At 65.1% G+C, this 21,041-nt stretch carries 20 protein-coding genes; 13 read left to right on the top strand and 7 right to left on the bottom strand.

The window, feature by feature from the left end; all coding sequences use genetic code 11:
* Window positions 1-242 precede the first annotated feature (242 nt).
* Together ACPJXG_RS15865 and ACPJXG_RS15860 are read right to left on the bottom strand one after the other, a co-directional pair.
* Window positions 243-776 (bottom strand): ankyrin repeat domain-containing protein, encoded by a 534-nt coding sequence (locus ACPJXG_RS15865; protein WP_425251653.1) that lies wholly within the window; start codon window positions 774-776, stop codon window positions 243-245.
* Between the two features lie 39 nt (window positions 777-815).
* The gene (locus tag ACPJXG_RS15860; protein WP_425251652.1) at window positions 816-2,015 is read right to left on the bottom strand and encodes a YbfB/YjiJ family MFS transporter; all 1,200 of its coding nucleotides are present in this window, start codon (window positions 2,013-2,015) and stop codon (window positions 816-818) included.
* A gap of 306 nt (window positions 2,016-2,321) precedes the next feature.
* On the opposite strand from ACPJXG_RS15860, the gene ACPJXG_RS15855 reads away from it, so the two are divergent.
* From ACPJXG_RS15855 to ACPJXG_RS15830, 6 genes are all read left to right on the top strand, one after another.
* On the top strand, window positions 2,322-2,996 hold the full coding sequence (locus tag ACPJXG_RS15855; RefSeq protein WP_071077629.1) for a CsgG/HfaB family protein: 675 nt from the start codon (window positions 2,322-2,324) through the stop codon (window positions 2,994-2,996).
* 8 nt (window positions 2,997-3,004) lie between these two features.
* On the top strand, window positions 3,005-3,373 hold the full coding sequence (locus tag ACPJXG_RS15850; RefSeq protein ID WP_225240994.1) for a DUF4810 domain-containing protein: 369 nt from the start codon (window positions 3,005-3,007) through the stop codon (window positions 3,371-3,373).
* A complete protein-coding gene (locus ACPJXG_RS15845; protein WP_099403403.1) occupies window positions 3,370-4,032 on the top strand; it encodes a DUF799 domain-containing protein in 663 nt (220 codons plus the stop codon). Before ACPJXG_RS15850 ends, ACPJXG_RS15845 begins: the two co-directional genes overlap by 4 nt.
* Before the next feature lie 110 nt (window positions 4,033-4,142).
* On the top strand, window positions 4,143-4,319 hold the full coding sequence (locus ACPJXG_RS15840) for a hypothetical protein (protein WP_158300230.1): 177 nt from the start codon (window positions 4,143-4,145) through the stop codon (window positions 4,317-4,319).
* Between the two features lie 77 nt (window positions 4,320-4,396).
* Window positions 4,397-5,062 (top strand): response regulator transcription factor, encoded by a 666-nt coding sequence (locus ACPJXG_RS15835; protein WP_099403404.1) that lies wholly within the window; start codon window positions 4,397-4,399, stop codon window positions 5,060-5,062.
* A complete protein-coding gene (locus ACPJXG_RS15830; RefSeq protein WP_425251651.1) occupies window positions 5,056-6,366 on the top strand; it encodes an ATP-binding protein in 1,311 nt (436 codons plus the stop codon). The genes ACPJXG_RS15835 and ACPJXG_RS15830 overlap by 7 nt, the downstream gene beginning before the upstream one ends.
* Before the next feature lie 66 nt (window positions 6,367-6,432).
* Here ACPJXG_RS15830 and ACPJXG_RS15825 read toward each other — a convergent pair whose 3' ends face one another.
* The gene (locus ACPJXG_RS15825) at window positions 6,433-7,071 is read right to left on the bottom strand and encodes an NAD(P)H-dependent oxidoreductase (RefSeq protein WP_099403551.1); all 639 of its coding nucleotides are present in this window, start codon (window positions 7,069-7,071) and stop codon (window positions 6,433-6,435) included.
* 109 nt (window positions 7,072-7,180) lie between these two features.
* Window positions 7,181-8,179: an aldo/keto reductase gene (locus ACPJXG_RS15820; protein ID WP_425251650.1), complete on the bottom strand. Its 999-nt coding sequence runs from the start codon at window positions 8,177-8,179 to the stop codon at window positions 7,181-7,183.
* Window positions 8,180-8,278: 99 nt separating this feature from the next.
* Between ACPJXG_RS15820 and ACPJXG_RS15815 the strand changes: the two genes are divergently transcribed.
* On the top strand, window positions 8,279-9,166 hold the full coding sequence (locus tag ACPJXG_RS15815) for a LysR family transcriptional regulator (protein ID WP_425251649.1): 888 nt from the start codon (window positions 8,279-8,281) through the stop codon (window positions 9,164-9,166).
* On the opposite strand, the gene ACPJXG_RS15810 is transcribed toward ACPJXG_RS15815, so the two are convergent.
* Window positions 9,167-10,252, bottom strand: coding sequence for an ATP-binding protein (locus ACPJXG_RS15810; protein WP_035818237.1), 1,086 nt, complete (start codon window positions 10,250-10,252; stop codon window positions 9,167-9,169).
* Entirely contained in the window at window positions 10,252-11,001 is a 750-nt protein-coding gene (locus ACPJXG_RS15805; RefSeq protein WP_425251648.1) for a response regulator, read from the bottom strand. Before ACPJXG_RS15805 ends, ACPJXG_RS15810 begins: the two co-directional genes overlap by 1 nt.
* 134 nt (window positions 11,002-11,135) lie before the next feature.
* On the opposite strand from ACPJXG_RS15805, the gene ACPJXG_RS15800 reads away from it, so the two are divergent.
* Genes ACPJXG_RS15800 through ACPJXG_RS15790 form a run of 3 tightly spaced genes read left to right on the top strand, consistent with a single transcriptional unit; the run spans window position 11,136 to window position 16,837 of the window.
* Window positions 11,136-12,293: an efflux RND transporter periplasmic adaptor subunit gene (locus ACPJXG_RS15800; protein WP_425251647.1), complete on the top strand. Its 1,158-nt coding sequence runs from the start codon at window positions 11,136-11,138 to the stop codon at window positions 12,291-12,293.
* A gap of 33 nt (window positions 12,294-12,326) precedes the next feature.
* Window positions 12,327-15,473: a multidrug efflux RND transporter permease subunit gene (locus ACPJXG_RS15795; protein WP_425251646.1), complete on the top strand. Its 3,147-nt coding sequence runs from the start codon at window positions 12,327-12,329 to the stop codon at window positions 15,471-15,473.
* A complete protein-coding gene (locus ACPJXG_RS15790; RefSeq protein ID WP_425251645.1) occupies window positions 15,473-16,837 on the top strand; it encodes an efflux transporter outer membrane subunit in 1,365 nt (454 codons plus the stop codon). Before ACPJXG_RS15795 ends, ACPJXG_RS15790 begins: the two co-directional genes overlap by 1 nt.
* 23 nt (window positions 16,838-16,860) lie before the next feature.
* Here the strand turns inward: ACPJXG_RS15790 and ACPJXG_RS15785 are convergent, their stop codons facing one another.
* The gene (locus ACPJXG_RS15785; RefSeq protein WP_035818247.1) at window positions 16,861-17,136 is read right to left on the bottom strand and encodes a DUF6150 family protein; all 276 of its coding nucleotides are present in this window, start codon (window positions 17,134-17,136) and stop codon (window positions 16,861-16,863) included.
* Between the two features lie 195 nt (window positions 17,137-17,331).
* Here ACPJXG_RS15785 and ACPJXG_RS15780 point away from each other — a divergent pair, with 195 nt between their 5' ends.
* From ACPJXG_RS15780 to ACPJXG_RS15770, 3 genes are all read left to right on the top strand, one after another.
* A complete protein-coding gene (locus ACPJXG_RS15780; RefSeq protein WP_425251644.1) occupies window positions 17,332-18,981 on the top strand; it encodes a DUF4394 domain-containing protein in 1,650 nt (549 codons plus the stop codon).
* 113 nt (window positions 18,982-19,094) lie between these two features.
* A complete protein-coding gene (locus ACPJXG_RS15775; RefSeq protein ID WP_425251643.1) occupies window positions 19,095-20,375 on the top strand; it encodes an arsenic transporter in 1,281 nt (426 codons plus the stop codon).
* Between the two features lie 59 nt (window positions 20,376-20,434).
* A complete protein-coding gene (locus ACPJXG_RS15770; RefSeq protein ID WP_425251642.1) occupies window positions 20,435-21,019 on the top strand; it encodes a TetR/AcrR family transcriptional regulator in 585 nt (194 codons plus the stop codon).
* The last annotated feature ends 22 nt before the right edge of the window (window positions 21,020-21,041 follow it).

Genomic DNA, 21,041 nt, shown 5'->3' with positions numbered 1-21,041 from the left:
CTCGGTCGCGACAAACCGGCAGTAGCGGATTTTGCAGGTGAGGGTATTTTTGCGGGTATCGGTAACTGAGTGGTTTGGACAAACACTTAAAAATCAAGCGCTTAGCAAGATCGTTGACAATTGAGTGGGAATAATCTCCCATCCTGCAGCGTAAGCTAATACCGGATCAATGAAGCAGCTAAGCCTCTGATTCTCAGGTTTTTAAGCGCCAGTCGCAAGACCGCTGGCGATATCTGCATGGGCTATGCCGTCTGCCCCAAACTGACCAGGCGGCCCAGCGTCTCCTGCGCATTCATGCTCTTGGCCAGTGACACGGCAGTCATGCCGCGGCTGTCCACAGCATCGATGAGGGCGCCGTGTTGCAGCAGCAGGTCGAGGATGGCCAGGCGGTTGAACATGGCGGCCATCATCAATGGGGTCTTGCCGTCCGGGCTGGCGCCTTCCACCCTGGCGCCGTGCTGCAGCAGTAGCTCTGCGATGTCCAGGTAGCCTTTGTAGGCCACGCCGGCCAGCGGCGTCTGGCCCTGGTCGTTGGGCACGTTGGCGTCTGCGCCCGCTGCGAGCAGCAGGCGCGATGTTGCCAGGTGGCCATGGTAGCTGGCCAGCATGATCAGGCTGTCGCCTTTTTCGTTGCGAAAGTTCACTGGCACGCCCTGAGCCACCATGGCGCCCAGTTGCTGCGTGTCGCCTTCGCGCACCAGGGCGAACAGGCCCTGGATGAATTCCAGCGTCTCGGCATCCATCGTTGCAGGGATTTTTCGTGCGTCGTTGGTCATCGTGTTCTTTCCGTGGAGGTGGACTATGCCTGCAGTCTACTATGTGGCCGGCGCCAGCGCTTTTTGCCGCGCGGCCAGCGCCGCGCCGATGAAGAGGGCGATGGCCGAGGCGATCAAGCCCCGTTCCAGGCCGGCCGGGCCATCGGCGATCCAGCCGACGACGATGGGGCCGACGATCTGGCCCAGCGCAAACACCGTCGTGTAGGCGCTGATGCCAGCCGTCCAGGATTGTTGCGGCAGGTTATGCCGCACCAGGGCCGTGGTCGACGCCACCACCGACAGGAATACTGCGCCGAAGACGAGGCCTGAAAGGAACACGACGGGCGCAAAGCTCGTCAGCGCGGGCAGGATGGTGACTGCGCCCAGCACGCCATTCAATATCGCCAGCGATTCGCCGCCCTTGTAGCGGTCCAGCATGCGCGCCCAGATGCGCGACGACGCCACCACCGCCAGCCCCAGCAAGGTGTAGAACACGGTGATCAGGGTGGCGCTCATGCCTTGCTGCTTGAGCAGGGCAATGACGAAGGTCATGTAGCCGATATAGCCGACGCCAAACATGAAATAGCCGGCCAGGCTGGGCAAGAAATCGCGCCAGGCGAAAGGCCGCGGCGTGTCGAGGGTACGCGGCGCTTCGCCGATCGCCTTCGCCGGCAGGGCCATGATGGCGGTGGCGAGCAGGCAGGCGATGCCCAGTGCCAGCCAGGGCCACTGCCAGGCATGCGCGGCGCCGTGCTCCTGGGCGGACGCCAATGCGGCCGGCACCAGCAGGGCAGACAAAGCAATGCCGAAACCCGTGCCGCCGTAATACAGGCCGATGTAGAAGCCGGCGCGCTGGCTGTGCATGGAACCGAGCCGTGCCGCCAGCACGCCGCCGGCGATGAAGATGAAGGCGCTGGCCACGCCCGCGCACACGCGCTGCAGGAACAGGGTGGCCGTGTCGCTGACGAGGCCCGACATCAGCATGAAGATGCTCGCCAGCACGGAACCGATGATCAGCAAGCGCCACACGCCCAGGCGGCGCATCAGGGCCGGCGTGGCCAGGGCGCCGAGAAAATAGCCGAGCGCATTGAAGGTGTTCATGGCCCCGGCCAGCAGGTAGGACCAGCCCAGGTCGGCGCGCATGGGCGGTAGCAGCAAGCCGTAGGAAAAGCGCGACAGGCCCAGGGCGACGGCGGCGCCCAGCGAGAGCGCCAGCGCCGTGGCCAGCGGATGGGCCGGGGAATGATTGTGTGTCGGCATGGCCTTGGGACCCGTTTATATGAACAGCGTGACATTGGCGCCGGGGCAGGCCGGCGGGCGAGGTCTGTGTGGGACAGTGGCGCAGGGCGCTGACGACACGCTTTTTTACTATCAAGTTAATGAATTGGCGCTGGGAAGTCAAGCAGTGCCGCGCCTGTGTATGGCGGGTAATAGTGCAATCCTTGCCATCGTTACTTTTGGAGAGAATTGTGAGACATGCAATACCATATAATTGCCATTAGGAAATTAACTTGCTAAAAATCAATTTTGCAGGTGGCTCCTGATCCTCCATATCATAAGGGCACTATGAACAAGAATAAACCCGGCGCGTTGTTGATTGCAGCGCTGATTGGCGCGGCGTTGGCTGGCTGCGCTTCCGAATCCTCGCAAGCTTTGGCTGTCCCTACGGTTGCCAGCGCAGCCCGTCCCTACGTTGGTCCACGCACGCTGATCGCTGTCGGCAAGTTCGACAACCGCTCGAATTTCATGCGCGGCATCTTTTCCGATGGCGTCGACCGCCTGGGCAGCCAGTCGAAAACGATTTTGATTGCGCACCTGCAGACGTCCAACCGTTTCAACGTGCTCGACCGCGACAATATGGCAGAACTCAAGCAGGAAGCCGAGTTCAAGAAGCAAGGCCAGAATATCAAGGGCGCCGATTTCGTCGTCACGGGCGACGTGACCGAATTCGGCCGCAAGGAAGTGGGCGACAAGCAATTGTTCGGCATCATGGGCCGCGGCAAGACGCAAGTGGCCTATGCCAAGGTTACCTTGAACGTCGTCAATATCGCGACCTCGGAAGTCGTGTACTCGGCTGGCGGCGCCGGCGAATACAGCCTGTCGAACCGTGAAGTACTGGGTTTTGGCGGCACCGCCAGCTATGACGCCACCCTCAACGGCAAAGTCCTGGACCTGGCCATGCGCGAAGCGGTCGAGCGCCTGGTGGCTGGCGTCGAAGCGGGCGCACTGCGCAAACAATAAGGTATCCCATGAAAACAATGATGAACAAGGGCGCAGCCCTGCTGGCGCTGCTCGCCTGTGCCGCACTGACCGGTTGCGCCACGCAATCGAAGACCCTGTACCAATGGGAAGGCTACCAGCCGCAAGTGTATGAATACCTGAAGGGTGAAAGCCCCGAGCAGCAGATCGCCGCCATGGAAAAAGACTTGCAAGTGATCGGCGCCAAGGGCAATCACGCGCCGCCGGGCTACCACGCCCACCTGGGCATGCTGTACTCGATCGCGGGCAAGCCGGAGCAGGTGGCCGCGCAGTTCGAAGACGAGAAAAAACTGTTCCCGGAATCGACGCCGTACATGGACTTCCTGTTGGGTAAATTGAAAAAAGGCGAGAAATTATGATGTCGCGCATGTTGAAAATGGCCCTGTGCCTGGGTCCCGCCATCTTCATGGTCGGTTGCGCCACCAAGCAGGCGGCATACGATTACACCGCCTTCAAGGCAGCCAAGCCCCGCTCGATCGTGGTCTTGCCGCCGTTGAACAATTCGCCGGAAGTCAATGCCGGCAACAGCGTCTATGCCCAAGTGACCTATCCGCTGGCCGAAGCGGGCTACTATGTGCTGCCGGTGGCCGTGGTCGGTGAAACCTTCAAGCAGAACGGCTTGACGAACGCCGCCGATATTCATGGCGTCGATGCGAAAAAGCTCAACGAGATCTTTGGCGCTGATGCTGGCCTGTACGTGACGATCTCCAAGTACGGCACGACCTACGCCGTGATCGACAGCGTGACGGTGGTGTCGGTCGATGCCAAGCTGGTCGACCTGAAGACGGGCGCGTTGCTGTGGCAGGGCGCGGCCAGCGCGTCGAGCAACGAAGGCAACAACAGCGGTGGGGGTGGCCTGGTCGGCATGCTGGTGACGGCGGCCGTCAAGCAGATCATCAACACCAGCACCGACGCCAGCCATCCGTTGGCTGGCACGGCGAATGCGCGCATGCTGTCGGCCGGCGTGCCGAATGGCTTGCTGTACGGTCCCCGTTCGGAACGCTACCTGGTGCAGTAATCGTAATACCAGGCCTTGCGCTGTGCAGGGCCTGATACATATTGCTTGTTTGTAAATATATAAAATAGTATATTCATCGGATATTTCCAACCCAACCTTTAAGGAATGATATGAAAATCAAGGCTATTTTCTGTGTTGGCGCGGTATCCCTGCTGGCTTTTCTGCCCGTATCGCAAGCGGCCCAGCCAGGCGAGGCGCTCGCTGCGGCGGCACCGCTATCGAATGGCGTGGCGCTGTATCCCCAAGAAGGCAATATCCCGCCGTTCCGCGGTTCCGGCTCCAGGTAAGGCCGCCGCGGCCGCCCATGCGGCGCGGCGCCGCTCAAGGTAAGATGGTGGCATTTTCAAGACATTGAGAGGCCCGGGTGCGCGTATTGCTGGTGGAAGACGATCCGATGATCGGGGAAAGCCTGGTCGAGGGCTTGCGCGGCGAGTGCTATGCCGTCGACTGGGTGCGCGATGGCCACGATGCGGAGCTGGCGCTGGCCGGTTTCGCCTACGATTTGATGCTGCTGGACCTGGGCTTGCCCGGCAAGCAGGGCATGGACGTGCTGCGCAGCATGCGCGCGCGGGGCGCCGAGTTGCCCGTGCTGATCATCACGGCGCGCGACGGCACGCCGGCCCGCGTGGAAGGCCTGGACAGCGGCGCCGACGATTACCTGGTCAAGCCCTTCGACCTCGACGAACTGCTGGCGCGCATCCGCGCCTTGCTGCGGCGCCGGGTCAGCCGTTCGCGCTCCGTCATCGAGCATGGCGCGCTGATCCTCGACCTGGCCAGCCACGACGTCACGTTCGAAGGTGAGCTGATCAAGCTGCCGCCGCGCGAGTTTTCCGTGCTGCGCGCCTTGCTCGACCATCCAGGCAAGGTGGTGTCGAAGCGCCAGCTGAGCGAAAAGCTGTACGGCTGGGATTGCGAAGTGGAAAGCAATACCGTCGACGTGTACGTGTACCAGTTGCGCAAGAAGCTCGGTGCGGACAGCATCCAGACCGTGCGCGGCGTGGGCTACAAGATGCGGGTGGCAGCATGCTGACCATCCGCCGCCAGTTGCTGCTCGGTTTGCTGGCCGCCACCTTGCTGTGCGTGCTGGGCGCCGGCATTTCGCTGTTCCGCTCGCTGCTGGAAGAAACCAATGAACTGGCCGACTTGCAGCTGCGCCAGCTGGCCGTGGCCTTGCCCGACGAGTTCGAGACGCAGACGGGCCTGGCCGCCGCGCAAGACCCGGAAGAAGCGTTCGTGCTGCAGGCGTGGGACGAGGACGGCCAGCCCTTGCCCGTCCTGCAAGGCCAGCCGGCACTGCCGCGCTATGCGCTGGCCGGCTTTGCCGATGTCGTGCTGCACGGCGAGGACTGGCGCCTGTACGGCGAAACGCGGCGCGGCCGCTACGTGCAGGTGGCGCAGGCGCAGGCCGTGCGCGACCAGCTGGCCTGGCAGATGACCACGCGCGCCGGCGCACCGCTGCTGGTGTTCGCGCTGATCCTGGCGCTGCTGATCGTCGCCGTGGTCGGGCGCGCGCTGGCGCCGCTGCACCGGCTGGCCGAATCCGTGGCGGGCCGGTCGCCAGACGCCCTGACGCCGCTGGCGGCCGACGACATGCCGCCCGAACTGCGGCCCGTGGCCTTGGCGCTGAATAGCCTGATGGGGCAGTTCGAGGCGGCGCTGACTGCGCAGCGCACCTTTGTCGCCGATGCCGCGCATGAATTGCGCTCGCCGCTGACGGCGCTGAAACTGCAGCTGCAGGTGGCCGAACGGGCCGGCAGCGAGGAGGAACGCCGCGTGGCGCTGGCGCGGCTGCACGAACGGCTGGACCGCAGCACGCACCTCGTGCGTCAATTGCTCAGCCTGGCGCGCCATGAAACGGCGTTGACTTCCAGCCAGCTGCACACGGTGGACCTGGGACAATTGCTGGAAGCGGCCGTGGCCGACCACAGCGCGCTGGCCGACAGCCGGGCGATCGACCTGGGCGTGGTGGAAGCGCCGCCGGCCAGGGTATTGGTGCAGGCCGATCCCGACGGCTTGCAAGTGTTGCTGAATAACCTGATCGACAACGCCTTGCGCTACACGCAGCAGGGCGGCAGGGTCGACTTGCAGGCGGCGCTGGAAGAGGGCCGGCCGCTGCTGCGCGTGTCCGACAACGGCCCGGGCGTGCCGCAACAGCACCATGCGCGCCTGTTCGACCGCTTCTTCCGTCCCGACGGCAACGACGCCTGGGGCTGCGGCCTGGGCCTGTCCATCGTGCGCCACATCGCCGAGCACCACCAGGCCGATATCGCGCTGGCCGAAGGGGACGAGGGGCGGGGATTGCAAGTGACGGTGCGCTTCCCGCAGCCAGCCTGAAAGCAAAAAAAGCGGATGCCGGCGAGGGCATCCGCTTTTCAGTCACGGGCGAGGCGCTGACAACGCTTACGCCAGCTCGGTGATGAATTGCTCGCGCGCAGGGCGCACTTTTTTCAAGTCCACGAGCCAGTCGCCTGCGTCGGCGCGGTAGCCGAGCGGCAACATGACGACGGAACGCAGGCCTTTTTCGCGCAGGTTCAGGATTTCGTCGACCTTGGCCGGATCAAAACCTTCCATCGGCGTCGAATCGACCTTTTCCTGCGCCGCGGCGATCAGGGCCGTGCCCACGCCGATATATGCCTGGCGCGCCGCGTGCTGGTAGTTGGTTTCCGCATCGCGCTGCGGATACGCGGCCAGGATTTGCTGGCGGTACGCTTCCCAGCCTTCGTTCTTGAAGCCGCGCACTTCATTGACCAGGTCAAAGCGCGCGTTGATGCGTTCTACCGTGTAATTGTCCCAGGCGGCAAACACCAGCAGGTGCGAGGCGTCCGTCACTTGCGACTGGTTCCATGCGTGCGGCTTGATCTGCTCGCGCAGGGCCGGATTCGTCACGACGAAGACTTCATAAGGATGCAGTCCGCTGGAGCTGGCCGTCAGGCGCACGGCTTCCAGGATGCGCTCGACCTTGTCTTGCGGTACCGTTTTCGTCGGATCCATCTTCTTGGTGGCGTAGCGCCATTGCAGTGTTTCGAGCAGTGCGGACATGTCAATCTCTTTCATAATGAATAGTTCAGATTGGAAATGATAGCGGATTCGGGCATTTCAAGTGCGCTGGACAAAAAAGTACCGGTATAGCGCACTCATGCACGGTTGTCTACAGGCCAAGCATGGCAAGCTCATGTTGCGGGTAGCGCGCGCCCTGCACGGCAGCGGGCGCGATGGCGACGCCGATGGCGGCCAGCTCGGTGTCGCTCAGGGATATCTGCGCGGCGGCCACGTTCTCTTCCAGGTGCGCCAGGCTGCGGGCGCCCGGTATCGGCACGATGTCAGTACCTTGCGCCAGCAGCCAGGCCAGCGCCAGCTGGGCCGCCGTGGCGCCGCGCGCGGCCGCCAGGCGCTGCAATTCGGCAACGAGATGGGCATTGGCGGCCATCGCGGGCGGCTGGAAGCGGGGCAGGCTGTGGCGGTAATCGTCTGGCGCCAGCGCGGCGCTGGAAGTTAGCTGGCCCGTCAGGAAGCCCCGGCCCAGCGGGCTGTAGGGCACGAAGCCGATACCGAGCGCGCGGCAGGCGGGCAGCACCTCGGCTTCCACGTCGCGGCTCCACAGCGAGTATTCGGACTGGACGGCCGTGATCGGGTGCACGGCGTGGGCGCGGCGCAGGGTGCCGGCCGACACCTCCGACAGCCCCAGGTGGCGCACCTTGCCGGCCCGCACCAGCTCCGCCATGGCGCCCACCACGTCTTCGATGGGCACGGCGGGATCCACGCGGTGCTGGTACAGCAAGTCGATGCACTCGATGCCCAGTCTGGACAGCGACGCTTCCACGGCTTGGACAATGTGCTCGGGGCGGCTGTCGACACCGGCCATGCGTTCCACGCCCTGGCCGTGGGGCAATATCCTGAAGCCAAACTTGGTGGCGATGTGGACCTTGCCGCGCAGCTGCTTCAGGGCGCGGCCTACCAAGTCCTCGTTGACGTAGGGGCCGTAGACTTCCGCCGTGTCGATCAGGGTCACGCCCAGTTCCACGGCGCGGTGCAACACGCGCAGCGAGGTGGCCTCGTCCGCGCCGCCGTAGGCAAAGCTCATGCCCATGCAGCCCAGGCCGATGGGGGCGACGCGCAAGCCGGAGTTGCCCAGTGTTCTGTGTTCCATTGTCATTCCTTTTCAAAAAAAGATGCAAGGAGTATGGGAGAAGCAACAGCATGCGATAAGATGGTTAATCCTGCATGTATTGATGAATGAAACTCATGAATGATGGCTGATCTGAACGAATTGGCGGCCTTTGCCGCCGTCGCCCGCCTGCGCAGCTTTCGCAAGGCGGCCCTGGAACGGGGCGTGTCCGCCTCCGCCCTCAGCCATGCGCTGCGCGCGCTGGAAGAGCGCCTGGGCGTGCGCCTGCTGAACCGCACCACGCGCAGCGTCACGCCGACCGAGGCAGGGCAGCAGCTATTGGCGCGCCTCACGCCGGCCATGCGCGAAATCGATGATGCCTTGCTGGACTTGAGCACTTTGCAGGATGTGCCCGCAGGCAAGCTGCGCCTGAACGTGCCCCGTCCGGCTGCCCGGCTGCTGCTCGCGCCCATGCTGGCCAGTTTTGTCGCCCGCTATCCGCGCGTGCAGGTCGAAGTGGTCACCGATGATGGCATGATCGATATCGTGCGCGACGGTTTTGACGCGGGCATCCGCTTCGGCGAGCAGGTGGCGGCCGACATGATCGCCGTGCCCGTGGGCGCGCCGCAACCGTTCGTGGTGGTGGCGTCGCCCGCCTACCTGGCGGCGCATGGGGCGCCAAGCACGCCGCGCGGCTTGCTGGAGCACGCTTGCATAGGCCGGCGTTTCCCCAGCGGGCGCCAGTATGCGTGGGAGTTCGGGCAGGACGGGGAGGGTGTCAGCATCGCCGTCGGCGGCCCGCTGGTGTTCGACGACGATGAATTGATGCTGCGCGCGGCGCGCGATGGCGCGGGGCTGGCCTACGTGTACGAGGCCGATGCGCGCGCCGATCTCGCGTCAGGGCGCCTGGCGTGCGTGTTGCAGCACTGCATGCCGCCGCCGTCGCGCTACTTCCTGTATTACCCGAGCCGGCGGCAGATGCCGGCCGTGCTGCGCGCCTTTGTCGACATGCTGCGCGCGCCGGCGTAGTCAGCCGGCGGGCGGCGGCGCAGCATGTTCGACCGGCCACTTGACGGTAAACACGCTGCCGCCCGCCTTGCCACGCGTGCAGACGGCGCTGCCGCCGTGGGCGCGCGCGATGGCTTCGACCACGGCCAGTCCCAGGCCGCTGCCCGCGTTCAGGTCGACCCTGGCGCTGTCGCCGCGGCGAAACGCCTCGAACACGTGCGGCGCCAGTTCCTCTGCAATGCCGGGACCCGCATCCTCGACGCTCAGATAGTACTGGCCGGCCTGCACGCGGGTGCGCACGCGCAGCAGGCCCGGATGCGCATAGCGGCGCGCGTTGTCGAGCAGGGCCAGCACGATTTGCCGGATGCGCGCCGCGTCGCAGCAGACGGGATGGTCGGACAGGTGCAGTTGCAACGTAAAGCCCGCCGCTTCCATCTCTTGCGCCAGCAGGCGGCGCACTTCGCCGATTTCCAGGGTCAGGTCCGTCCACGCCATGCGCAGCTGCATGTGGCCGCTGTCGGCCAGGCTCAGGGTGCGCAAGTCCTCGATCAGCCGTCCCAGGTCTTCCACTTGCGCCAGCAGGCTGGAAAACGGCACTTCCTCGGGCTTGAAGACGCCGTCGACGACGCCTTGCAAGGTGCCGCGCAGGATGGTCACGGGCGTGCGCAATTCGTGCGCAATGGCCGCGTTCCACGTTTCGCTTTCCTTGGCGCCCCGCTGCAGACGCTCGGCCATGCTGTTGAAATCGTCGACCAGCATGGCCGTCTCGCCCAGGCTGCGGTCGCCCGCGAAGGCGCGCGCGGACAGGTCGCCATGGGCCACGCGGCGCACGCTGTCCATCACGGAATTGATCGGTTTGAGGATGCGCGAAGCGAGCTTGAGGGCGAAAAACGCGGCCAGGCCCAGGCCAAAGATGGTGATGGCGAAAATCCACAGCCATTCGACGGTGCTGGGCGACCAGTCGTCCGGCTCGGACAGCATGCCGGGATCGATCTTGAAGGCGATGGCAAAGAAGGTCCAGGAACCGATCCAGATGATCAGGATGCTGCTGACCATCAGCACGGACATCGACAGGATGATTTGCCGGTTCAGGCCTGTGAAGCGCATCAGAAGTCGCTTTCCAGCCGGTAGCCTACGCCGCGCAGGCTGGCCGGCATGTTCTGCACGCCCGCTTCCTCCAGCTTCTTGCGCAGCTTGCTGACGTGGCTGTCCACCGTGCGTTCCATCGAATTGCTCTCGGGCATGCATGACTCGAGCAATTCCAGGCGGCTGCAGACGCGGCGCGGCGTGCGCGCCAGGTGGGCCAGCAGGCGAAATTCCGTCAGGGTCAGGCTCAAGGGCACGGGCGCGCCATCGCGCAGCACGCTGGCCACATAGGTTTCCTGGTCGATGTCGATGGGGCCGCAGCGCAGGCGCTGGCCGCCCACCGGGTGGTGGCGCACGCGCGAGCGGCGCAGCACGGCGGCCACGCGGGCCACCACTTCGGCTGGATTGAAAGGCTTGATGATGTAGTCGTCGGCGCCCACGCGCAGGGCGGCCAGCTTGTCGGCATCCTGGTCGCGGGCTGTGAGCATGATGACGGGCGTCTCGCCGCGCCGGCGCACTTCCGCCAGCACGCCCCAGCCATCGACACGGGGCATTTGCACGTCGAGCAGCAGCAGGTCCGGCGCCAGCGCCAGGTGTTGCTGCAGCGCTTCCTGGCCATCGTGCGCAAAGGCCGTGCGGTAGCCGTCGCGCTCCAGGTAGCCGGCGAGGATGCGGGCAATTTGCGGTTCATCTTCGGCGATCAGGACGAGGGCGGAAGGCGGCGTGGTGGCAAGGAAGGAGGGCTGGCTGGCGCTGTGATGATAGTTCATATAAATAGTCTAGCATTCTTCGCTGTCTCCATCGAATCTCCACATTTCTTTGACGGAACATCCACGCAAGGCTTTTATGCTGCGGCCTATCTGTCGACCGGACCGCCGGTTGGGATCTGCCATAGAGAAAGACCATGCATCCGAGCACCTTCACCAAAAAAAATAGTTTGATCGCTGCGGCGCTGTTCAGCCTTGCCGCCTGTTCCCAACCCGCGCAGGAAGAGGGCGCGGCGCCGCCCGCCGCCGTCACCGTGCTCAAGCTGCAAGCGGCGCCCGTCGTCCTCAGCGATGAATTGCCGGGCAGGGTGGTCGCCTTTCGCACGGCCGACATCCGCCCGCAGGTGGGCGGCATCGTGCTGCGCCGCCAGTTCGAGCAGGGCGCCGAAGTAAAAGCGGGGCAGAAGCTGTTCCAGCTGAACCCGGCCCCATTCCAGGCGGACGTCGATTCGGCCGCCGCCGCCCTGCAGCATGCGGTGGCCACGGCCAAGCGCGCCAGCAGCCAGGCCGACAGGTTAAAACCGCTGGTCGAGGCGGACGCCATCAGCCGCCAGGCATATGACGACGCCGTGGCCCAGCGCGAGCAAGCCGTGGCCACCGTGGCGCAGGCGCGGGCCAGCCTGGCGCGCCGCCGCCTGGACCTGGCTTTTGCCAGCATCGAGGCGCCGATTGCCGGGCGCATCGGCTCCGAACTGGTGACGGAAGGCGCGCTCGTGGGCCTGGCTGATGCCACGCCGATGGCGCGCATCCAGCAGATCGACAAGGTGTATGTCGACGTGCGCCAGCCGGCCGCCGCGCTGGCCGCGCTGCGGGCCTCGGGCAACGGTGGCGCGGACAAGCTGCCCGTGACCATTCTCGGTGCCGATGGCCAGCCGCATCCCGTCACGGGGCGCATCCTGTTCTCGGGCATCAGCGTCGATGCGGGTACGGGCGACGCCGTCGTCCGCGTGCTGGTCGACAACCCGCAGCGCCAGCTGCTGCCGGGCATGTTCGTGCGCGCCCGCATCGCCCGCGCCGTGCAGGCAAATGGCGTGCTGCTGCCGCAGCAAGCCGTCTTGCGCAGCAGCGGCGGCCAGGCGCAGGCCTGGGTGCTCGATGGCACGAACAAAGCGAGCCTGAAAACGATCGCCGTGGGCGACGTGGTCGACCACCAGTACGTGGTCAACGGCGGCTTGAAGGCTGGCGAAACCGTCGTCATCGAAGGCCAGGAACGCTTGCAGCCTGGCGCCACCGCCGCGCCGCAGCCGTGGAAGCCGGCCGTCGTGGCAACGGCGGCTGCCGCCAAGGCCCGTTGATGCACACTTTGAATACAATGAAAGCCTAACGACATGCCTCAATTTTTCATCAACCGCCCCGTCTTTGCGTGGGTGGTGGCGGTCTTCATCGTCCTGTTCGGACTGATCGCCATACCGCAATTGCCGATTGCGCGCTTCCCTTCGGTGGCGCCGCCCAGCGTCAGCATCAGCGCCAACTATCCCGGCGCCACGCCGCAAACCATGAACGATTCCGTGGTTGGCCTGATCGAGCGCGAACTGTCGGGCGTCAAGCACCTGCTGTATTTCGAGTCGTCCACCGATACGTCGGGTTCGGCCTCGATCACCGTCACCTTCCAGCCGGGAACGAACCCGGAAATGGCGCAGGTGGACGTGCAGAACCGCCTGAAAGCCATCGAACCGCGTTTGCCGCAAGCCGTGCGGCAAAACGGCTTGACGGTGGAGTCGGCGTCGTCCGGCTTCCTGATGATCGTCAGCCTGATTTCCGAGAATGGCAAGCACGATGAAGTGGCGCTGGGCGACTACCTGGCGCGCAACGTGACGGAAGAACTGCGCCGCATTCCCGGCGTGGGCAAGGTGCAGCTGTTCGGCTCCGAGCGGGCCATGCGCATCTGGGTCGATCCGGCCAAGCTGGTGTCGTACAACATCGCCATGGGCGAGCTGACGGCCGCCATCGCGCAGCAAAATGCGCAGATCGCGCCGGGCCGCCTGGGCGATTCGCCGGCCGTGCACGGCCAGCGCGTGACCATTCCGCTGACGGTGCAGGGCCAGTTGCAAACGCCGGCGGAATTTGCCGCCATCGTGCTGCGCGCGAATGCGGATGGCTCGAAAGTGACGATCGGCGACGTGGCGAAAGTGTCGCTGGGAGCGCAAAGCTTCAACTTCAGCATCCGCGAAAACGGGCAAGCCGCGTCGGGCGCCGCCATCATGCTGTCGCCGGGCGCCAACGCCGTGCAGACGGCGGCCGCCGTGCGCGCGCGCATGGCCGAACTGGCGCACACCATGCCGGCCGGGATCAAGTACTCGGTGCCGTTCGATACGGCGCCGTTCGTGAAAATCTCGATTGAAAAGGTCATCGTCACCCTGCTGGAAGCGATGGTGCTGGTCTTCCTCGTCATGTATCTGTTCCTGCAAAAGATACGCTACACCCTGATACCCGCCATCGTCGCGCCGATTGCCCTGATGGGCACCTTCACGGTGATGCTGATGGCCGGCTATTCCGTCAACGTGCTGACCATGTTCGGCATGGTGCTGGCCATCGGCATCATCGTCGATGATGCCATCGTGGTGGTGGAAGCCGTCGAGCGCCTGATGGCGACCGAGGGCTTGTCGCCGAAGGAAGCGACGTCGAAAGCCATGCGCGAAATCACGGGTGCCGTCGTCGGCATCACCCTGGTGCTGACGGCCGTGTTCATCCCGATGGCGCTGGCCAGCGGTTCCGTGGGCGCCATCTACCGCCAGTTCACGCTGGCCATGGCCGTGTCGATTTTGTTCTCGGCGTTCCTGGCCTTGACCCTGACGCCGGCCCTGTGCGCCACCATGCTCAAACCGATAGGCCCGCACGACCACGATAAAAAGGGCTTTTTCCTGTGGTTCGACCGCCAGTTTGAGCGCATGACGGCGCGCTATGAAAAAGGCGTGGTGGCGATGGTGAAACGCGCCGGCCGCTCGATGGTCGTGTATGGCGCCATCGTCGCGGCGCTGGGCGTGGCTTTCATGCAGCTGCCGTCGGCCTTCTTGCCGGAAGAAGACCAGGGATATTTCATCACCTCGATCCAGCTGCCGTCCGACGCCACCATGGAGCGCACGCTGGACGTCGTCAAACTGTACGAGCAGCACGTGGCCACGCGGCCCGGCATCGAAGTGAACCAGTCTATTCTTGGCTTCAGCTTTTCCGGCGCGGGACCGAATGCGGGCCTGGCGTTCACCATGCTGAAGGACTGGAAAGAGCGCAACGGCGCCACGGCGCAGGAAGAAGTGGCGCTGGCGCAGGCCGCCATGTCGCAGGCAAAGGAGGGCGTGATCATGAGTTTGATGCCGCCCGCCATCGATGAACTGGGCAACTCGTCCGGCTTTTCCATGCGCCTGCAAGACCGCGCCAACCAGGGCATCACTGCCCTGCAGGCGGCGCAGAACCAGTTGCTGGGCCTGGCCGCGCAAAGCGGCAAGGTGGCGGGCGTGTATCCGGACGGCTTGCCTCCCGGCGCCAGTGTGCGCCTCGATATCGACCGCACCAAGGCCGAAGCGCTGGGCGTGTCGTTTACGGCCATTGCCGACATGCTGACGGCAGCCATGGGTTCGACCTATGTCAACGATTTCCCCAACGCTGGCCGCATGCAGCAGGTGATCATCCAGGCCGATGCGCCATCGCGCATGCAGTTGAACGACGTGCTGGCCCTGCGCATCCGCAATAACGCGGGCGGCATGGTGGCCCTGGGTGAACTGGTGCGCCCCGTGTGGAGCGAGTCGCCGCTGCAGCTGGTGCGCTACCAGGGTTATCCTGCGGCGCGCATTTCGGGCAGCGCCGCACCGGGTGTGTCGAGCGGCGACGCCATGCTGGAAATGGAGCGCCTCGTGAAGCAGCTGCCACCGGGCTTCGCGCTGGCGTGGACGGGCCAGTCGCTGCAAGAGAAGGAATCGGCGTCGCAAGCGCCCATGCTGATGGCGCTGTCGATGCTGGTGGTCTTCCTCGTGCTGGCGGCCCTGTATGAAAGCTGGTCGATTCCCGTCTCCGTGATGCTGGTCGTGCCTTTGGGCTTGCTGGGCGCCGTGCTGGCCGTGATGTTGCGCGGCATGCCGAACGACGTCTTCTTCAAGGTGGGCATGATCACGATCATCGGCCTGTCGGCGAAGAACGCCATTTTGATCGTCGAGTATGCGCGCCAGCTGCAGGCGCAAGGGCGTGGACTGGTCGAAGCGACCGTGGAAGCGGCTAGATTGCGCTTGCGCCCGATTTTGATGACGTCGCTGGCGTTTGCGCTGGGCGTCGTGCCGCTGATGCTGGCCACGGGCGCCAGCGCCGAGACGCAGCACGCGATCGGCACGGGCGTGTTCGGCGGCATGATCACCGCCACCGTGCTGGCCGTGTTTTTCGTGCCCGTGTTCTTTGTCGTGGTGCTGGGCGCCGTCGACAAGATGGGCGCGTACTTCAACAAACGCAGTAACCGCATCGCCGTCAAGGCGGTGGAAGGAGAGTTGTAATGCGTTTATTCTTTATCACACCCCTGGCCGCGCTGGCCCTGTCGGCGTGTTCCTTGACGCCGCCGCTGGTCAAGCCGGCGGCGCCGATCCCTGCCAGCTATGGCGAACTCGCTGCGCAGGGTAGCGCCGCGGACCTGGGCTGGCGTCAGATGCTGCTCGATGCGCGCCTGCAGCGCCTGGTCGATATCGCACTGGAAAACAACCGCGACTTGCGCGTCGCGTCCCTCAACGTGGAAGCCGTGCGGGCCCAGTACCAGATCCAGGATGCGGGCCGTTATCCGGCCATCGGCGCGAATGCGGGCGGTGTGCGCCAGCGCGGCGCCGACGCGGTGACACAAAACCAGTTCACGGCCGGCATCGCCATGAGCGCGTTCGAGATCGACCTGTTCGGCCGCCTGCGCTCGCTGTCGGATGCCGCCTTTGCCCGTTACCTGGCCACGCAGCAGGGTCAGCGCGCCGCGCACATGGCCCTGATCGGCGCCGTGGCCGACGCTTATCTGGAGCAGCGCCTGGCCGAGGAACAGCTGGCGCTGGCGCGGCAAACCCTGCTTGACTGGCGTCAGGCCCTGGTCCTGACGCAGCGCCTGCACGCCGCGCAGCAGGGCAGTGGCCTTGACGTGGCGCAAGCCGAAGGGCAGGCCGCCACGGCGGAAGCGGACGTGCAGGCGCGTGAACGGGCCAGTCTACTTTCGCGCAACAATCTGGAATTGTTGCTGGGCGCACCGCTGCCAACGGACTTGCCGGCTGGCCGTCCGCTCGATGGCCAGCCCGTGCTGACGCAGCTGCCGCCCGGCCTGCCATCGGACTTGCTGGCGCGCCGCCCCGATATCCTGCAGGCGGAACATGCGCTGGTGGCGGCGAATGCGGAAATCGGCGCCGCCCGCGCCGCCTTCTTCCCGCGCCTGTCGCTGACGGCGTCGCTGGGCTTTGCTAGCCCGGAACTCGGTGACTTGTTCCGCGGCAGCGCGCGCAGCTGGTCGTTTGCGCCGCAAGTGACGCAACCGCTGTTCCAGGGTGGCCAGCTGCGCGCGGAATTGCAGCTGTCGCGCCTGCGCAAGGACGTGGCCGTGCTGCAATACGAACAGGCGATCCAGGCGGCGTTTCGCGACGTGCGCGACGGCCTGGCGGGCAGCGCCACGTATGCGCAGCAGATCGCCGCGCAAGAACGCGTGGTGGTGGCGGCGCAGCAGCGCCAGCGCCTGTCGCAGCTGCGCTACGACGCGGGCCAGGACAGCCGCCTGGAATTGCTCGACGCGCAGCGCCAGTCGTACGCGGCGCAGCAAACCCTGCTCGACGCGCGGCGCGACCAGTTCAAGTCGGCCGTGGCCCTGTACAAGGCGCTGGGGGGAGGGCTGGAAGAGTAGCCGCCTTGCGGGCTTGGCGCCGCCTACGACAGGCAGCCCTTCAGCCGGTGTGGTTTGGTCCAGCCCGCCTCGCTGGCGCTGTCGACAAAACAGATGGCCAGTTGCGCGAAGCCTGGCGAGGTGAAGTACATGCTGGCCGTCGCATCCTGGCGCTCGCGGGTGATGAACCACTGCGCGTCGCCATGCGCCAGGCCGTAGCTGGCCGCGCGGTGCACCAGCAAGTCGGCGTTGCCACGCTGCACGATGGCGACCCGTACGTCGGCTTCGCCCATGTTGTTGGTTTGATAGATGCGCGCCACTTTCCTGACCCCGGTTTTAATCGTGCCTGCGACTATACACCGATTAAGTTGCCTAAAGACAACCATAAGCTGAGACGGCAAAACTTTTTTTGCGCCGCTGCATCCAAACGCGCGCATGGCAAGTAGTACAGGGGTGCGCTCGCCGCAAACGCGGCATGAGCGGCACCTTCACTCACTCTTACAGGGGCCACGACCATGCCATATTTGCCAACTTTGCCATACGCCAAGCTGCTGCTCGTTTCCGCCGTCGCCATGTCGCTTTCCGCCTGCGGCGGCGGCAGCGACCATGACGATGTTGTTGTTCCGCCACCGCCGCCCGCGGTGGTGGCCGGCGACGTCTTCGTGCTCACCGCCAGTAATAAACTGCTGTCGTTCGACCGCGCCGCGCCAGCCACCATCCGCAGCACGGTCACCGTCACGGGCTTGCAAGCTGGCGAAAACCTGCTGGGCATCGATTTCCGTCCCGCCGATGGCCAGCTGTATGGCGTTGGCAGCACGGGACGCATCTATACCCTGAATGGCGTGACGGGCGCCGCCACCGTCAAAGCCACCCTGGCGGCCGATGCGGGCGATGCGACGGCGCCTTACACGGCGCTGGCCGGCACGGAGTTCGGCGTCGACTTCAATCCGGTCGCCGACCGCCTGCGCATCGTCAGCAACACGGGGCAAAGCCTGCGCATCAATGTCGATACGGGCGCCACCACGACGGATGGCAATATCAATGGCGGAGCAGGCAATACCGCCATCACGGCCGCCGCCTACACCAACAGTTTTGCGGGCACGGCCAGCACGACCCTGTTCGTCATCGACGCGGCCAACGCCACCCTGTACACGCAAAATCCGCCCAACAACGGCACCCTGGCCAGCGCCGTGCCGCTGGGCGTGGCGGCGACCGGCGTGGCCGGCTTCGACATCGACGCGCGCGCCAACACGGGCTACGCCGTCATGACGGTGGCCGGCGTGCGCAATCTGTACACGCTGAATCTGGCAGCCAGCACCGCGCCGGCGACCCTGGTGGCGGCCATCGGCGTGACGGAAGAATTGCGCGGCATCGCCTTGAAGGCGCCGGCGGCGCCCGTCGCCTACGGCCTGACGGACGACAATCGCATCGTCAGCTTCAAGACGGCCACCCCGAACACCCTGGACGCCAATGTGGCGGTCACGGGCCTGGCGGCGGGCGAGCGCCTGCTGGGTTTTGACATCCGTCCCAAGGATGGCTTGCTGTACGGGATATCGTCGGCGGGACGCATCGTCACCATCGCCCCGGACACGGGCGCCGTCACCGTCAAGGCGACGCTGGCCGCCGATGCGGCGGATGCCAGCGCGCCGTACACGGCCATCGCCGGTACGGCCTTTGGCGTCGATTTCAACCCCGTCGCCGACCGCCTGCGCGTGATCGGCAACACGGGGCAAAGCCTGCGCATCAATGTCGACACGGGCGCCACCACCACCGACGGCGCCGTCAACAGGGCTGGCGCGGCGCCTGTCGTCACGGCCGCCGCCTACAGCAACAGCTTTGCGGGCACGACGTCGACCATGCTGTTCGATATCGACACGGCCAGCGCCAGTCTCGCCTTGCAAAATCCGCCGAACGACGGCACCCTCGTCAACGTCGGCGCGCTTGGCGTGGCCGTGGCCGGTGACGTGGGCTTCGATATCGCGGGCGGCGCCAACGGCCTGGCCCTGGCGGTGCTGCGCACGTCGGCCACGGGACCGAGCTCGCTGTACCGCATCGACCTGGCGACGGGTGCGGCCGTGCTGAGCGGCGGCGCGGCCACGCCGGCCGCTTCCGCCATCGGCAACGGGTCGGTGGGCTTGGTCGATATTGCCATCGCGCTCAAGTAAGGAAACACGCCGCAGCTTTGCTTCGATTCAATAATTCCAGTATTATAGAATTATTGTTGATATTCAATGGCTGCGGCGCATGGTGCCCGCGATGCCGCAACGAACGGGACCTCATGCTCACCGCTTTCCTCATCTTTCTCACCACATTAGTCCTCGTCATCTGGCAGCCGCGCGGCCTGGGCATCGGCTGGAGCGCCGTCATCGGCGCTGGCGTCGCCTTGCTGGCCGGCGTGATCCACTGGGGCGACATCCCCGTCGTCTGGCATATCGTGTGGAACGCCACCGGCACGTTTGTTGCCGTGATCATCATCAGCCTGCTGCTCGACGCGGCCGGCTTCTTTGAATGGGCCGCGCTGCATGTGGCGCGCTGGGGCGGCGGCAGCGGACGCAAACTGTTCGTGCTGCTGGTCTTGCTGGGCGCGCTCGTCTCCGCCGTGTTCGCCAATGACGGCGCCGCGCTGATCCTGACGCCCATCGTCATCGCCATGCTGCGCGCCCTGAAATTTTCCGCCAAGGCCACCCTGGCCTACGTGATGGCCGCCGGTTTTATTGCGGACACGGCCAGCCTGCCGCTGGTGGTGTCGAACCTGGTGAATATCGTTTCGGCCGATTTCTTCAAGATCGGCTTTGCCGAGTACGCGTCCGTCATGGTGCCCGTCAACGTTGTCGCCGTGGGCGCCACCCTGGCGGCCTTGCTGATCTTTTTTCGCAAGGATATACCGACCGACTACGCAGTGGCGCAGCTCAAACAGCCTGGCGCCGCCATCCGCGACCCGGGCACCTTCCGCGCCGGCTGGCTGGTGCTGTCGCTGCTGCTGGTGGGCTTTTTCTCGCAAGAAGCCTTGGGCGTGCCCATCAGCCTGATCGCCGCCGTGGGCGCCGCGCTGCTGCTGGTGGTGGCCGGCAAGGGCCATGTGATTTCCACGCGCCACGTGCTGCGCCATGCGCCGTGGCAGATCGTCGTCTTTTCACTGGGCATGTATCTCGTCGTGTACGGCTTGCGCAATGCGGGCCTGACGGCTTACCTGACGGGCATGCTGAACCACTTCGCGCAGTACGGCGTGTGGGGCACGGCCATGGGCACGGGCGTGCTGACGGCCTTATTGTCTTCCGTGATGAACAACCTGCCGACGGTGCTGGTGGGCGCGCTGGCCATCGATCCGACGACGGCGCAAGGGGCAGTGCGCGAAGCGATGATCTACGCGAACGTCATCGGCAGCGATCTGGGCCCGAAGATCACGCCCATCGGCAGCCTGGCCACCTTGCTGTGGCTGCACGTGCTCGACAGCAAGAACATCCACATTTCCTGGGGATACTATTTCCGCGTCGGCATCGTGCTGACCATGCCCGTGCTGCTGGTGACCCTGGCCGCGCTGGCGCTGCGCCTGGGGTGATGGCGGAGCAGGGGATAGCTTACTAGACGACCGGTCAGATTTTTTGCTATACTGGCCGCATGAGCAAAAAATCTTCCGCTGACATGCGCCAGCACCTGATCGACATCGCCAAGGCCCTGATGGCCGAGAAGGGCTATACGGCCGTGGGCCTGGCCGAACTGGTGGCGGCGGCCGGCGTGCCGAAAGGCTCGTTCTACTATTACTTCAAGTCGAAGGAAGAGTTTGGCCAAGCCTTGCTCGACGATTACTTCACCACCTATCTGCAGACGGTTGACGCCTTGCTGGACGGCCCGGGCAATGCCCGCGAGCGCCTGCTGGCCTATTTTGACTACTGGAGCGCCACCCAGGCCGGCAGCGCGCCGGAAGGCAAATGCCTGGTGGTCAAACTGGGCGCCGAAGTGTGCGACCTGTCCGTGGACATGAGCGCCGTGCTGCAGCAGGGCACGGGCGCCATCCTGGAGCGCCTGACGCAGTGCATCGAAGCGGGCCACTTCGACGGTTCCGTGGCGGTGGCAACGCCGGCCCGCGTGCTGGCCGAATCGCTGTACCAGCTGTGGCTGGGCGCTTCGCTGATGGTCAAGGTGGCCAGGAACGGCGGACCGTTCGACGCTGCTATGTCGACCACGCAACGGCTGTTGTCCTAGCCGTTTTTTTTAACCATTAACT

Origin of the sequence: Janthinobacterium sp. NFX145 (assembly GCF_049810325.1) — a bacterium.
Taxonomy (GTDB): domain Bacteria; phylum Pseudomonadota; class Gammaproteobacteria; order Burkholderiales; family Burkholderiaceae_D; genus Janthinobacterium; species Janthinobacterium rivuli.
This window is presented reverse-complemented; position numbering and strand designations above follow the sequence as displayed.

What these genes read in the sequence shown, in the direction of transcription:
- ACPJXG_RS15865 (WP_425251653.1), bottom strand. Translation starts at nt 776, where the DNA reads ATGACCAACGACGCACGAAAAATCCCTGCAACGATGGATGCCGAGACG.
- ACPJXG_RS15860 (WP_425251652.1), bottom strand. Translation starts at nt 2,015, where the DNA reads ATGCCGACACACAATCATTCCCCGGCCCATCCGCTGGCCACGGCGCTG.
- ACPJXG_RS15855 (WP_071077629.1), top strand. Translation starts at nt 2,322, where the DNA reads ATGAACAAGAATAAACCCGGCGCGTTGTTGATTGCAGCGCTGATTGGC.
- ACPJXG_RS15850 (WP_225240994.1), top strand. Translation starts at nt 3,005, where the DNA reads ATGAAAACAATGATGAACAAGGGCGCAGCCCTGCTGGCGCTGCTCGCC.
- ACPJXG_RS15845 (WP_099403403.1), top strand. Translation starts at nt 3,370, where the DNA reads ATGATGTCGCGCATGTTGAAAATGGCCCTGTGCCTGGGTCCCGCCATC.
- ACPJXG_RS15840 (WP_158300230.1), top strand. Translation starts at nt 4,143, where the DNA reads ATGAAAATCAAGGCTATTTTCTGTGTTGGCGCGGTATCCCTGCTGGCT.
- ACPJXG_RS15830 (WP_425251651.1), top strand. Translation starts at nt 5,056, where the DNA reads ATGCTGACCATCCGCCGCCAGTTGCTGCTCGGTTTGCTGGCCGCCACC.
- ACPJXG_RS15825 (WP_099403551.1), bottom strand. Translation starts at nt 7,071, where the DNA reads ATGTCCGCACTGCTCGAAACACTGCAATGGCGCTACGCCACCAAGAAG.
- ACPJXG_RS15820 (WP_425251650.1), bottom strand. Translation starts at nt 8,179, where the DNA reads ATGGAACACAGAACACTGGGCAACTCCGGCTTGCGCGTCGCCCCCATC.
- ACPJXG_RS15815 (WP_425251649.1), top strand. Translation starts at nt 8,279, where the DNA reads ATGATGGCTGATCTGAACGAATTGGCGGCCTTTGCCGCCGTCGCCCGC.
- ACPJXG_RS15810 (WP_035818237.1), bottom strand. Translation starts at nt 10,252, where the DNA reads ATGCGCTTCACAGGCCTGAACCGGCAAATCATCCTGTCGATGTCCGTG.
- ACPJXG_RS15805 (WP_425251648.1), bottom strand. Translation starts at nt 11,001, where the DNA reads ATGAACTATCATCACAGCGCCAGCCAGCCCTCCTTCCTTGCCACCACG.
- ACPJXG_RS15800 (WP_425251647.1), top strand. Translation starts at nt 11,136, where the DNA reads ATGCATCCGAGCACCTTCACCAAAAAAAATAGTTTGATCGCTGCGGCG.
- ACPJXG_RS15795 (WP_425251646.1), top strand. Translation starts at nt 12,327, where the DNA reads ATGCCTCAATTTTTCATCAACCGCCCCGTCTTTGCGTGGGTGGTGGCG.
- ACPJXG_RS15790 (WP_425251645.1), top strand. Translation starts at nt 15,473, where the DNA reads ATGCGTTTATTCTTTATCACACCCCTGGCCGCGCTGGCCCTGTCGGCG.
- ACPJXG_RS15780 (WP_425251644.1), top strand. Translation starts at nt 17,332, where the DNA reads ATGCCATATTTGCCAACTTTGCCATACGCCAAGCTGCTGCTCGTTTCC.
- ACPJXG_RS15775 (WP_425251643.1), top strand. Translation starts at nt 19,095, where the DNA reads ATGCTCACCGCTTTCCTCATCTTTCTCACCACATTAGTCCTCGTCATC.
- ACPJXG_RS15770 (WP_425251642.1), top strand. Translation starts at nt 20,435, where the DNA reads ATGAGCAAAAAATCTTCCGCTGACATGCGCCAGCACCTGATCGACATC.